The organism is Streptosporangium subroseum, from assembly GCF_900188345.1.
GTDB lineage: Bacteria > Actinomycetota > Actinomycetes > Streptosporangiales > Streptosporangiaceae > Streptosporangium > Streptosporangium subroseum.
This window is the reverse complement of sequence record NZ_FZOD01000025.1, coordinates 22,462-34,640: the sequence shown is the minus strand read 5'-3', so window position 1 is coordinate 34,640 and position 12,179 is coordinate 22,462. Positions and strand designations below refer to the sequence as shown.

Here is a 12,179-nt window from a genome sequence, read left to right as displayed (position 1 = left end):
ATGGCGGACTCCATCTGGGTGGACACCGTACGAGACATCGTGCGGCTCACGATCGACGGGCCGGAGCGTCAGAACAGCATCGACGCGGAGGTCATCGAGGAGCTGCACCGCGCGCTCGACGACGCGGAGCGCAGGCCGGACTGCCGGATCGTCCTGCTGGAGGGAGGCGACGGCGTCTTCTGCACCGGGATGGACCTCGGCGAAGCGGCGACCGGACCGGCCGAGGAGGGCGGGGAGGCCTTCTTCGGGCTGCTCAAGCGCTTCACCACGACCTCCCGCGTCATCGTGTCGCGGGCGGCGGTGTCGGGCTCGTCGCGGCGAGCGACTTCGTCTACGCGAGCACGCGCAGCACCTTCGCCCTGCCCGAGGCGCTGTGGGGGCTGCTGCCGTGCTGCGTGCTGCCGTTCCTGATCCGCAGAGTGGGTTTCCAGAAGGCCTACACGATGACGCTGAGCACCCAGCCGGTCAGCGCGGCGGAGGCCGAACGGTTCCACCTGGTCGACGAGCTCACCGACGCGCCAGACCCGGTCATCCGCCGCCTGGCGTTCCGGCTGGCCAAGCTGGATGAGTCGATCATCACCGACATGAAGCGCTACTTCCGCGCGATGTGGATCCTCTCCGACGAGGTCGAGCAGAAGGCGGTTCAGGAGTTCGCCCGGCTGATGTCGTCTCCGACGGTACGGCAACGTCTCACCGACTACGCCACGGAGCAGCGGTTTCCGTGGGAACGCTAGGAGCGTCTGATGGCCGTCGCATGGGTCTTCCCCGGACAGGGTTCGCAACGCAGAGGTATGGGCGCCGAGGTCTTCGACCGATTCCCCGACCTGTGCGCCCAGGCCGACGAGATTCTCGGCTACTCGCTCGCTGAGGCACGTGATGGCCAAGGTCTCCCGGCCGGAGGTGGCCGCCGCGTTCATGCGTCCCCCGGCAGGCGTCCTCCTCGGCAGGCTCGTTCAGGAGGGGGCCCTCAGCCGGGCCGAGGCCGAGATCGCCAGGGAGCTGCCGATCAGCGAGGACATCTGCGTGGAGGCCGACTCGGCCGGTCACACCGACGGCCGATCCGCGTACGCGCTGATGCCCGCGATGCTCAGCCTCCGCGACGAGGAGATGGCCCGGCACGGATACGCCAAGCCGATCCGCGCCGGCGCGTCCGGTGGGTTGGGAGCCCCCGAGGCGGTGGCCGCCGCGTTCGTTCTCGGCGCCGAGTTTGTCATCACCGGCTCGGTCAACCAGTGCTCGCCGGAGGCCGGCACGTCGGACGCGGTCAAGGAGATGCTGGCCGGCCTCGACGTCCAGGACACCGCATACGCCCCGGCGGGGGACATGTTCGAGCTGGGCGCGAAGGTGCAGGTGGCCAGGAAGGGCACGCTGTTCCCGGCCCGCGCCAACAAGCTCTACCAGCTCTACCGCCGGTACGGCTCGCTGGAGGAGATCGACGAGGCGACCCGGCGGATGATCGAGGAGAAGTATTTCGGCCGGTCCTTCGACGAGGTCTGGGCGGAGACCAGGGACTACCTGGCCGAGCGCAAGGCGTACGAGCTGGAGAGGGCGGAGCAGAACCCCAAACACCGCATGGCGCTGATCTTCCGATGGTACTTCGTCCACTCCATCCGGCTGGCGATGCGCGGAGCCCCCGGTCAGGAGGTCGACTACCAGGTCCACTGCGGCCCGGCGATGGGGGCCTTCAACCGCTTCGTCGCCGGGACCGACCTCGCGGACTGGCGCAACCGGCACGTCGACGTGATCGCGGAGCGTCTCATGCGCGGAGCCGCCGACCTGCTCGACGCCAGGTTCCGGGCGATGCTCGCCACCCCGGCGAAGTAGACCTCCTCCGGGCGGCGTGGACCGTCGACACCGCGACCTGGCTCCATCGGCCGTGGACGCACATGGCGCGGACCCGCAGAGGGACGTTCACGCCGTGTCCCGCCTGCCTGGCTGATGATCCGCTGTCACCGTCGTACCGGTGGAGCCGGGTCACGGGACGTCGGCCGTACGGCGTCTGACATCGGTCGTCAGCTTCTTCAGCAACCCGGCCTGTCCGTCGAACGGCTCGGCCGCATGTGCTTGACCGGCCGCATCGGCACCTACCAGACTGCCGATGATCCACGAATTCCCGGACGGCGAAATCCTGCGGCCAAGGACCGAACGTGAACAGCTCCGCCCCCTGCGTGTTCTGCGAGATCACTGACGGAAGCGAACCTTCGGAGACCATCTACGAAGACGACCACTCGATCGCCTTTCTCAACATCGCCCAGGCGACCAGGGGGCACACGCTCGTCGTGCCGCGAAAACACCGAAACGACCTCACGGACATTGAAGTCGATGAGGCGGCAGCGGTCATGCGTGCCACCGTCCAGGTGTCCAGACAACTCACCCGTGCACTTCGGGCACCGGGATCAATCTCTGGCACGCCAGCGGCAAGAGCGCGTGGCAGAGCGTTTTCCACTTCCACATTCACGTTGTCCCGCGCTACACCGGCACCGACCTCACACCGCCCTGGACCGAGTTCGAGCTTCCCCTCGAATCACTGCGTGACCTGGCAGCTCAGATCCGCCGGGTCTCCTGACCTGTTGCGGTTCGAAGCCGCTCCAGGCGCGTACCCGGTCATCCTCCGTGCGAGGTGCCAGGAGGCCGAGACCACCGGTCCCGCCATGTTTCAGACTCAGGCGGGGGCACCGTTCAGGATTTCGACCCGGCCCGTGTCCAGGGAGTAGTAGGCGCTGACCACCGCCAGGTCTCTTTTGCTCACCAACGGCGCGAGGTCCTGATTGCCGCGCAGGGCATCCGCGGTCAGCTTCACCTGGGCTTTTGCCATCGTCTCGACGGGGTCGGCGCCGCCGTCCTTCGCGGCCTGCTCGTATGCCGGGCGCAGGGCCGCCACGATCGCCTGCAGGTTGCCCGGCAGCGGCTTGCCTTCCCGCAGGGACTTGTACGCGGCGGCCACCGCGCCGCACCGCTGGTGACCGAGTACGACGATCAGGGGGGTCTCGCTGGTCATCGGCCCGTACTCGACGGATCCGGTGACTATCGGTCCCACGGCCAGGCCGCCGGTACGCATCACGTACAGATCACCCAGCCCGGTGTCGAAGACAAGCTCGGGCGGGACCCGGGAGTCGATGCACGACAACACCACTCCGTAGGGTTGCTGCTTGGCGGCCAGCAGCTCCCGGCGTGTGGGATCGCGGTCAGGATGTTCAAGTGCGCCGGTCACCCAGCGACTGTTGCCCTTCATCAGCCGTTCGTAGGCAGCCTTTGGCGAGTCTGGAAACGGTCCCGGGGTGGGCGTGGTAGATGCGGGCACCGCCTTGCTCACCACGTCGGCCGCCGAGCAACCGGCAAGCTGCGCCCCCGCAAGGGACACGGCACCTGCCAGCAGCGTTCGCCGCCCCGGACCGTCAGCTGGAACGCTCATGACCTGAATCCTTCCCTCCCCGGGCCAGGCCCCGGCAATGGAAACGTATGGCGAGGATTTAAGAATCGTCCGTCCATGGCCTGCGGTCTCAAGGGCGCTTGACGGCGCATGAACCGCCCCCGGGCCGGTGAGACCTCCGTCTGAGGTGCCTCGAACCTTCCAGACGGCAAGTGCGTATGTGCGAGGGCCGCCGGTCGACGTCGACCGGAAGAGCTGCCGGAACCTGGCGATGAATGAAGCACCTCTCCACCGACCCCGGCCGGTCGTCGGCGCGTGTTGCCCCAAGATCGCTAAGGTGTGCTTCAGCCTGCGAAAGGACCGCCTTGTCGAACTTCCCCCCGTTGTCCAGACCGGCGTTACTGACCTGGATGGTGGCCACGGCCGTCGCCGCCTTCCCGACCTGGGAGGAGTGGCGCTTTCGGCTTCACCCCGGTCCGGTCGAGGCGCATGCATGTATGGGGAATTCCGGGTGGTTGGAGAGGTCGTCGCTGGACCCCCTGCGAGGTGATCTCGACGGGATCATGCAGAACGTGGAGGCATGGGCAGTCCCCGCGCTGCTGGTCCTGGGGGGATTTCTCGCCTGCCTGAGCAGCGGAAATCCACGGAGCGCAGGCCGGCGAACGGCAGGCGCTCTCGTTCTGATCGCGATCATCAAGCCGGCCACCCCCCTCTACGCCTCGGCGGAGGAGTGCGGCGGCCCGATCCCCCTCCTCAGTACCGAATGGTTCGCCACGGTGATGAGCAGCTGGGGAAGCACCCAGCTCTGCCTCCTGAGCGCCGCCGCGCTCGTCCTGCTTATCACCCGGAGGATGAGCGGGGTCACCTCGAACCGGCAGGAGGTCGCCTCGTCGACCGGTGTGACCTGGCGCCGGCCGGTGGCGCTACTGGTCGACTACGCGATCGTCATTTTGGTCCTTATCTTTGTCGTCTCACCCATTCTGGGGCTGACCGGCATCGACAGGTTCTTGCCCTCCATCCACCTGGGCTTTGGGCTCTTGAACGAGGTGACGCTCTCGCTGGACAACGTAGATCCCGGACGGCTACTCGTCCTGTTTGTTGTGTTTCTATACTTCTGGGTGCAGCACAGTCTGTGGGGCCAGACACCAGGCAAGCGCCTGCTGCGCATCCGCCTCATCTCCACCCGGACGACAGTACGGCCGACAGCGGGAAGGACGGCCCTTCGCACGCTGATCTTCCCGCTCCTGGTCTTCATGCCGGTCGCCGGGCCGATCATTCTCATCGCGGATGGGATGTGGGCGTTTCTCGACCCCGAAGGCCGCACGCTTCACGACCGATGGGCGAACACCGACGTCACCCGGAAGGTCTCGCACGTCCAAGCCCAGATGTAGCGGAACCGACAGCCGCCCTCACCTTGGCCCCGGACCTACTCCACTCATCCCCTGGCTTTTCGCCAGCCGAGAAGTTGACCATGTTTCGTATGAGAGCCACAGGGGTTGGCGCACTCGTCATAACCTGGTCGCCGTTCACCGCAGTTCGGTAAGGGAGTCGCTGTGCGTATCGTCATCCCGCTGTTCGACCGGTTCACCGCCCTTGACGCAGTTGGCCCGTACGAGGTGCTCAAGTTCTTGCCGGGCGCCGAGATCGTGTTCGCGGCCACCGAGTCCGGACCGGTGCGAGACGCCCCCACGTCGCTGGCCGTCACCGCCGATGCAACGTTCGCTGACATTGACTCCTGTGACGTATTACTGGTTCCCGGGGGTCCAGGAACGCGGGGACTGGTGCAAAATGACGAACTCCTCGACTGGATCCGGCGCATGCACCAGGGAAGCATTTGGACGACTTCCGTGTGTACAGGATCGTTGCTGCTGGGAGCCGCCGGACTGCTGACGGGACTCTCGGCGACGACCCATTGGGCGGCGATCGATGTGCTGGAGTCATTCGGGGCCACCTATACGGCCGAGCGTGTGGTGTTTCAGGGAAAGATCGTGACCGCTGCCGGAGTCTCTTCCGGCATCGACATGGCGCTCGCGCTGGCAGCGCACATCACCGATCAGACCACCGCCGAGGCGATCCAACTGGCGATCGAGTACGACCCGCAACCACCGTTCGATGCCGGATCTCCCGCGAAAGCATCCCAGGCCGTCAAGGACCTTCTTGCCCGAGGGATTCACTGACGGTACGAGCCCTCAGGCGCAGCTGGCCCACGGGGGCGAACGCCCCGGCTGAACCGCCCTCATTGTCGCCCTCTCTGTAAGGTGGCGCTCCGCGCCGCCGCGCGACCGAGCTCGCGAAGCATGCGCTTGGATCGCATCCCTGATCGGACGTGGCCCCCCGGAAGGACGCCCAATAAGCTCCTGTTCTCGTTCGCCCGATGGAAAAGGCACGGTGAGTATGTCATCCGACCTCGCGCACGAACTCTGCATTGAGATCGGGCGGGCTGTGAAGGCCGGCGCCCCAGACGGCTGGCAATGGGTCGATGTCCATCGCTGCCAGCTCGGCACCTTCAGCACAACCGTGATCACTTATCGGATGGCGGACGATTCCCAGCGGATTCGACATGTCGAGGACCTCGACGACCTTTTCCGCCGGTTGAAGGTGGCCCAGTACAAGCCGGGCGAGGGGACGTGGTTCGTCTGCCGGCTCGATTACAGCCCGCGCGGGAAGTCGTACAACTCCATGATGTCCAACCTTCGACGTGGAGTCGCCCTTCGCCCAGGACATCGAGGTGCCCGCTTGGGCCTATGCGGAGGAACTGACCATATTCCCGCGCAAGCCATCCCTCACATCGCCATGGATGCACGCCGCTTGGCCCGAAGGTTTGCCCCTGCCAGAAGTCGGCTCCACTCCCACCTCGCCGGCAGACAGGGTATCCGGCCCGGCCTGGCCTCCTCTGGGGACCATGGTCGCGCGAACCGTCGGTCGAGACGACGACCCGGGGACGATCATTTTTGGAATGGCCGAACACGAGGACGGCACCGGGAATGCCTTGATCTTTATGATGTCCACCGAGGAACCGGACGAGCAGGAGACCGGGCTGGGCATGGACACGTACTGCGTCGTCCGAGAGGACCAGGCGGGTACCACCTACGGCGGCGTGACTCACTGCGAGATCGCCTCCGGCCGCCTGACACTGCACTTCACCGAGGAGGCCACGAAGGAGCTGCAGGTGGAGCCTATCGTCCGGGTTGATCTCCAGATCGATGACGACGGCGTCGAACTCCTCCGAAGCAGCCTGCGAGAGATCTTGCTGTCTGGCCGTCGCGATCAGCACCCCCACGGCATGCGCCTCTGATCGCCGGGCCGTCAGCCAGGGTGACGAGGGGCCGACCACGGTCACTCACGACCGGCCGAACGCCTACTCCGCCGTCTCACCTCCTTCCCAAGCTGTTGGCTTCAGTTCGCCGGACGTGGCGGCTTCGGGTAGTGCAGGACCTCCACGAACATGATCCGCCCCTCAACAACGTCAAGGATCAGATCTCCTTTCGGTGAAAATGCAGTACCAGCCCGACCTACTCGACGCCTTCATCGTCGAGACCGGCCTGAGCCTGGGACCGTGGTAACTCAGATCTTCTTGATCAGTACGTGCTCGGGGTCGTCGATGGGATGGGATGCCGGCATGACCGGCACTCCGATCTGGTCAGAGCGTGGTAGGAGATCGCGGCGAGGAGCAGACCCAAACCCCACACGGTGTATCCGAGCATTTCCATCAAGATCCGCCATAGTGGAGCTCCGACCGTGTTCCCCTGCCCCAGGAGGACCATCTCCGTCATCCCGGCGACACCGAAGTACCCGGTCAGACCGGCGCCCACGAACAAGGCCGGCCCAAGAACGAGCCATCGCGGCACGTTACGTCCGGCGAACGGCATTACCCACCGCGGCCAGATCCGGCCCCAGCGGTGCACCAACGCGAGCGGCAGCAGGGTGCCGGTGAGGATCAGCAGGACGACGAAGACCGAGAACGACCATCCGAGCGCTCCTGAAAGCGGCCTGCCCGTCATCAGGTAATCGATCACCAATCCGCCTACGCGGACCGCGCAGCCAACGACCGTGGCATATCCCGCGATGTACGCCCATCGGGGAGCAGGGTCACCGCGTCGCGCGGGCGTGTGACTGGGGACACGGCCGCAATAAGGACAAGCATGCCGGGCACGGCGCTGCTCAGCGATGGCGCCGGCCAGTGTCACGACCCCGCCGACCACGCCGCTGCCGCGCGTGAGCAGGGTTACCCAGTCGGCGTCAAGCTCGAATATCAGGGTCACGAGGCTGATGGCGAACATGAATGAGTACAGGAGCATCCCGGCGCCGGCCAACCAGCCGAGAACCACGAGCACCCACCGTGCGGTAGAGCTCCGGCGGCGTTCGGCCCCGGCGCCGATCAGCAGACACACTGTCGCGGACAGCAGGGCAAGCCCCACCGGCGTCCAGGTTCCGGGGAAGTACGATTCGCCGGGCGATGGGAAGGACGGCGGGTGACCGAGCGCCCACCACACGTGGATCACGCCGTAGGCCGCGGTCCACGCAGCCCCCGCGTAGGGCCACCATGCCGTCGATCTGGGAAGTGCTCCAAACATGGCACAACAACATCACCAACGACCTGAGAGGGCACTGAGGATCACTGAGAAAGTCCTGAGAAGGGCAGGGCCCCGGCGTATCGGAGATCTGGCCCGGTCTGGTCGTTTTGAGTCATAGGGCGAACAGGGGCAGTGACATTGAGGTGATCTCAGCGACTTTCACATGAGTCCGCAATGGGGTTCGATGTCGGAGCCCCACAAGGACATACCATCCATGTTTGAATGAGGCCATGGATCTTGATCGCGCGCAGGCGTTCGCCGATGAGTGGGTGGCCGACTGGAACTCCCGGGACGTCGATCGCATCATGAAGCACTACGCCGACGAGGTGGTGTTTCGCTCTCCGCTCGCGGCTCGGCTGCTTGACGGTTCGGACGGGACGGTGCGCGGCAAGGAAGCGCTGCGGGCGTACTGGGCCCAGGGCCTACGGCATAACCCGGATCTGCGTTTCCACGTCCTCGGGGTCTACGCCGGTATCGACTCCGTCGTCATCAACTACCGGAACCAGGCGGGACAGCTGTCCAACGAAGTGTTGATCTTCGATGGTGACCTCATCGTCTCCGGATGGGGCACACACGGGTCGAAACCGAGCTGACTCCTCGCCTGGCGACGACCTTCCGCTCGAATCACTGAGCCATTCCGGGCAACCGATGGGTGACGGTGGGTAACGCCGGTTTCGTGCTCCTACACGTCGAGCACAACCGGACCACGTGACTCATGACCGGACCTCCGCTCTGGTGTTCGCGCAGACCGGCTGAGTGCGGCGCAGGTAAGACCAGGCGACCGCGCTCAGTGCGATGCCGTACGCGGCGAAGGCGCCGAGCCCGAACCAGGTCACCAGCAGGGCGTCGCCAGGGGTGGGGAAATCCCCCCGGGAGATGGTCACCACACCTACCGTGCCGAGCGCGGCATGGACCGTTCCGACCACTCCGTAGGGCGCGAGCGTGGCGGCACCGATCAGCGCGGGGGTGAGCGGCAGCCAACGAGGCACCCGCCTGCCGCGCAGGGCGAGCGTCCACCGATCGCATCCTTTCCCCGCTGTCTTACTACAAGGCATGTGTCTTCTGCGGGCGCGACCATGAGCACGATGAGCCCAACCAGCCAACGCTTCCATGAATCCTTCTGGGACAGGCGGAGGTTCTACGCACATGGTGATCACGGTCAGCGCGCGGGATGGGCGAGGATCACTCGGTCGAGGTCCTCCTGGACGGCCTGAAGGACCTCGGGACGCGGTCCCTTGAGGTAGAAGTGGTCGCCGCCGAACACCCGCTGGGTGAAACCGCCGGTCGTGGCATTCCGCCAGGCGGCGATCTCGTCCGGGTCGACCTCGGGATCGGCGTCGCCGCACAGCGCGGACACCGGGCACGACAGCTCCGGGCCGGGCAGCGGCGTGTGCCGTTCGTTCAGCTCGAAGTCGGCTCGCAGACCTGGCAGGAACAGCTTCAGGAGGTTGCGCTGGCCCATCACCTCCGTGGGGGTGCCGTTCAGCTTGCCCAGCTCGGCCATCAGCTGTTCGTCCGGCAGATCGGAGAAAAGGCGGCGCCGGGTGGGCAGGTGCGGGGCCCTGCGGCCGGAGACGAAAAGAATGATCGGACCATCGGAAGGGCCCGCGGAGAATTTCCGCGCCATTTCCCACGCGACCGCGGCGCCCATGCTGTGACCGAAGAACGCGAACGGCCGATCGACGTGTTCGCGCAATGCCTCGTACAGCGGGCCGACCAGCTGCTCCATCCGGTTGAACGGCATCTCACGAATTCGCGACTCGCGTCCAGGCAGGACCACCGGGCATACGTCCACCTCGGGTGAGAGCAGTTTTTCCCACCCCCGAAACAACGCCGATCCACCGCCCGCGTGCGCGAAACAGAACAACCTGACGGCGGCGTCCTCTCTGTTCGCGTCCCCCACGATCCAATCGCCGGCCAAGGTCGTCCTCCTCCGCGTCAGGGTGAGATCCAAGGTAACGCGATCCCCTACGCCCGCCTGCTCAGTCTTGAGCAGGCATCGGCTTTCCCCGTCATTAGCCTCGCAACGACGGACGGAAAACGACGTGGGGATGGACATGGAGCTGAACGAGCGCGTGACCGAGACGGTCATCCGGCTGCTGGCCGACGTGTTGCCCGGCGGCATGGATCTGACTCCCCAGTCGTCCCTGCGGGAGCACGGGCTTGATTCGATCTCCGCGGTCCGGGTGTGGTTCGAGCTCCAGCGTGAGTTCTCCCTGGACCTTCCCGTCGAGAAGCTGGGTGAGTGTGCCAATCCGGCGCAGCTCGCCGCGTGTGTCATCGAGGAGTTGGACGGTGCGCCGGAGGGCGGGCCGCACGGTGAGCCGCGTGAAGGCCACTCCCAGCCAACGTGATGATCAACTCGGGTCGGTGCCTGCGGATCGCGGCGGCGAGGTCGCGGCGCAGGGCGAGACCGTACTCGATGGTGCCGTCGCCGTAGTCGAGGAACTCGACCTCGTCGACGCCGACGATCCGTGCGCTGGCCCGCTGCTCGTCCTCCCGGATCTTCGTCGCTTCCTCGGGGCGCATGCCGTCGATGCCGGCCTCGCCGCGGCTGACCAGAAGGTAGCTGACTGATTTACCCGCCGCGGTCCAGGCGGCGACGGCGCCGGCGGCGCCGAACTCCATGTCGTCGGGGTGGGCGGCGATGGCCAGCGCGCGGGTCCAATCATCGGGCATTGGCTGTAGCTCTTTTGTCATGGGACTTCCCATGACCGGAACGCTCTATAACAAACCGAATTAGACATGGCTGTCGATATATTTTCGAATTTCAGTACGCATGAGATCATTGTTTTCGCCGCCGGTTCCTCCGGCTGATTCCCCGCGGGATCCGGCGCCCTTTTTGTTGGCCTTCGGATTTCGTTGTTTTCCGAAATCGAGATCGGCCTTTATGGCGTCCTGCCTGCGGGATCGGGAGGCACGGATCCGTATCCGACCATGGAACCCCACCGAGCCGTCACCGCCACGGAGATCGCTCCGCCCGCCGCGGCATCCGCCCGTCACCCCTACCGTGAGGCAGGTCACCCGACGAAGAGGTGCGCGGAGGCGGCGGCGGTGGAACGTGAGATCGTCTGGGCGGTCATCGCGATGTACGACGCCCACCGGCGCGGCGACCGAACCGGAACCGACCGGTCGCACCGGAGGCGACGATCTGGGATTCGGGAGCATCAGGCGCGGCAGGCCGAACGTCCACGCATCGACACTCTCATGTCGCCTGGCACTATGGATCGCCCCCGATCGAGAGAAGACCGTCACCCGTGAACCTCGGAATCATCGGACAGGCGGCCGGCCTGTTCGCCGTCACCAACATCGACGACATCGTGATCCTGGCGCTGTTCTTCGCCCAGGGCGCCGGACACCGCGGCTCGACCGTGCGGATCGTGGGCGGCCAGTATCTCGGCTTCGCCGCCATCTTGGTCGTGGCCGTCGCCGCCGCCTTCGGCGCGACGTTCCTCCCCGAGTCCGCCATCCCCTACCTCGGGTTGCTCCCGCTCGCCCTTGGCGTCAAGGCCGCCTGGCAGGCGTGGAAGAACCACCGTGACGGGGAGGGCGAGGAGGCGGAGGTAAAGCCGGGTGGGCCGGGTCTGCCGGCGGTCGCCGCGGTCACCTTCGCCAACGGCGGCGACAACATCGGCGTCTACGTGCCGGTCTTCGCCACCGCGGGCACCGGCGGGATGAGCGTGTACGTCGCGGTCTTCCTGGTCCTGGTCGCCCTGTGGTGCCTGGCCGGGCGGTTCTTCGCCACCCGCCCGGTCATCGCCAAGGCCCTCGCCCGCTGGGGCCACATCCTGCTGCCCGTGGTTCTGATCGCCATCGGCGCGCTCATCCTCATCGAAGGCGGCGCCTTCGGCGTGTGAGCCGGCAGCCTGCGGGCCCCGGGCATTACCTCATCGCCGGCGGGGCGGGCGCCGTCACCTTCGCCGCGACCTCGCCGAGCAAGATCACCTTCAAGATCACCGGATCGACCGGCGCGCCGAAGGTCGCCGAGTTCGAGACCTACGCCGGATAGCGGACCGGTCCCACCGCCTGCCACCGATCACCCGGAACGAGGGTCGGGGCCGTCGGACCGACGGCCCCGACCTTCGGCATCATGCGGGGGCGCCTCGGCGCACGCCGGTGGATCGGGGCGGGGAGAAGCCACTTGACCTGTGGTTATCCTGAATGGCGGGACATCTTGGGACGGGCCACCTAGCAGAGGCCCGAGGGAGGAGGCTGGGCCTGTGGCGCCGCAATGC

At 66.3% G+C, this 12,179-nt stretch carries 14 protein-coding genes and 2 pseudogenes; 10 read left to right on the top strand and 6 right to left on the bottom strand.

The genetic code is table 11. The annotated features are described in order from the left end of the window. The 3 genes and pseudogenes from CHC08_RS24005 (at position 1) to CHC08_RS52940 (ending at position 2,566) form a co-directional block, all read left to right on the top strand. Positions 1-734: pseudogene (locus CHC08_RS24005) on the top strand (enoyl-CoA hydratase-related protein). Positions 735-876: 142 nt separating this feature from the next. Next, positions 877-1,824 (top strand): PfaD family polyunsaturated fatty acid/polyketide biosynthesis protein, encoded by a 948-nt coding sequence (locus CHC08_RS24000; RefSeq protein ID WP_089209623.1) that lies wholly within the window; start codon positions 877-879, stop codon positions 1,822-1,824. Between the two features lie 323 nt (positions 1,825-2,147). Next, positions 2,148-2,566 (top strand): annotated as a pseudogene (locus CHC08_RS52940) (HIT family protein). Positions 2,567-2,662: 96 nt separating this feature from the next. On the opposite strand, the gene CHC08_RS23990 reads toward CHC08_RS52940, so the two are convergent. Then, positions 2,663-3,412, bottom strand: coding sequence for a carbonic anhydrase (locus CHC08_RS23990; RefSeq protein WP_179282187.1), 750 nt, complete (start codon positions 3,410-3,412; stop codon positions 2,663-2,665). Between the two features lie 530 nt (positions 3,413-3,942). Between CHC08_RS23990 and CHC08_RS23985 the strand changes: the two genes are divergently transcribed. Next, complete coding sequence (locus tag CHC08_RS23985) at positions 3,943-4,761, top strand: RDD family protein (RefSeq protein WP_179282186.1); 819 nt, start codon at positions 3,943-3,945, stop codon at positions 4,759-4,761. Positions 4,762-4,923: 162 nt separating this feature from the next. Further along, on the top strand, positions 4,924-5,547 hold the full coding sequence (locus CHC08_RS23980) for a DJ-1/PfpI family protein (RefSeq protein WP_089209619.1): 624 nt from the start codon (positions 4,924-4,926) through the stop codon (positions 5,545-5,547). A gap of 220 nt (positions 5,548-5,767) precedes the next feature. Here CHC08_RS23980 and CHC08_RS49710 read toward each other — a convergent pair whose 3' ends face one another. Beyond that, entirely contained in the window at positions 5,768-5,932 is a 165-nt protein-coding gene (locus tag CHC08_RS49710) for a hypothetical protein (protein WP_179282185.1), read from the bottom strand. Positions 5,933-6,272: 340 nt separating this feature from the next. On the opposite strand from CHC08_RS49710, the gene CHC08_RS23975 reads away from it, so the two are divergent. Continuing rightward, the gene (locus CHC08_RS23975; protein WP_179282184.1) at positions 6,273-6,665 is read left to right on the top strand and encodes an Imm10 family immunity protein; all 393 of its coding nucleotides are present in this window, start codon (positions 6,273-6,275) and stop codon (positions 6,663-6,665) included. A gap of 283 nt (positions 6,666-6,948) precedes the next feature. Here CHC08_RS23975 and CHC08_RS23970 read toward each other — a convergent pair whose 3' ends face one another. Next, positions 6,949-7,944 (bottom strand): zinc metallopeptidase, encoded by a 996-nt coding sequence (locus tag CHC08_RS23970; RefSeq protein WP_143653330.1) that lies wholly within the window; start codon positions 7,942-7,944, stop codon positions 6,949-6,951. Positions 7,945-8,174: 230 nt separating this feature from the next. Between CHC08_RS23970 and CHC08_RS23965 the strand changes: the two genes are divergently transcribed. Further along, entirely contained in the window at positions 8,175-8,537 is a 363-nt protein-coding gene (locus CHC08_RS23965; protein WP_089209616.1) for a nuclear transport factor 2 family protein, read from the top strand. 120 nt (positions 8,538-8,657) lie between these two features. Here CHC08_RS23965 and CHC08_RS23960 read toward each other — a convergent pair whose 3' ends face one another. Together CHC08_RS23960 and CHC08_RS23955 are read right to left on the bottom strand one after the other, a co-directional pair. Continuing rightward, complete coding sequence (locus tag CHC08_RS23960; RefSeq protein WP_089209615.1) at positions 8,658-8,933, bottom strand: hypothetical protein; 276 nt, start codon at positions 8,931-8,933, stop codon at positions 8,658-8,660. A 170-nt stretch (positions 8,934-9,103) separates the two neighbouring features. Continuing rightward, the gene (locus CHC08_RS23955) at positions 9,104-9,865 is read right to left on the bottom strand and encodes a thioesterase II family protein (RefSeq protein WP_089209614.1); all 762 of its coding nucleotides are present in this window, start codon (positions 9,863-9,865) and stop codon (positions 9,104-9,106) included. Positions 9,866-9,995: 130 nt separating this feature from the next. Between CHC08_RS23955 and CHC08_RS23950 the strand changes: the two genes are divergently transcribed. After that, on the top strand, positions 9,996-10,298 hold the full coding sequence (locus tag CHC08_RS23950) for a phosphopantetheine-binding protein (RefSeq protein ID WP_089209613.1): 303 nt from the start codon (positions 9,996-9,998) through the stop codon (positions 10,296-10,298). On the opposite strand, the gene CHC08_RS23945 is transcribed toward CHC08_RS23950, so the two are convergent. Then, complete coding sequence (locus tag CHC08_RS23945; RefSeq protein ID WP_338055700.1) at positions 10,222-10,623, bottom strand: PIG-L deacetylase family protein; 402 nt, start codon at positions 10,621-10,623, stop codon at positions 10,222-10,224. The genes CHC08_RS23950 and CHC08_RS23945 overlap by 77 nt on opposite strands. Before the next feature lie 578 nt (positions 10,624-11,201). On the opposite strand from CHC08_RS23945, the gene CHC08_RS23940 reads away from it, so the two are divergent. Beyond that, positions 11,202-11,801, top strand: a complete 600-nt coding sequence (locus tag CHC08_RS23940; protein WP_089209611.1) for a cadmium resistance transporter — start codon at positions 11,202-11,204, stop codon at positions 11,799-11,801. Beyond that, positions 11,798-11,953 (top strand): hypothetical protein, encoded by a 156-nt coding sequence (locus tag CHC08_RS49705; protein WP_179282179.1) that lies wholly within the window; start codon positions 11,798-11,800, stop codon positions 11,951-11,953. The genes CHC08_RS23940 and CHC08_RS49705 overlap by 4 nt, the downstream gene beginning before the upstream one ends. Positions 11,954-12,179: the final 226 nt, after the last annotated feature.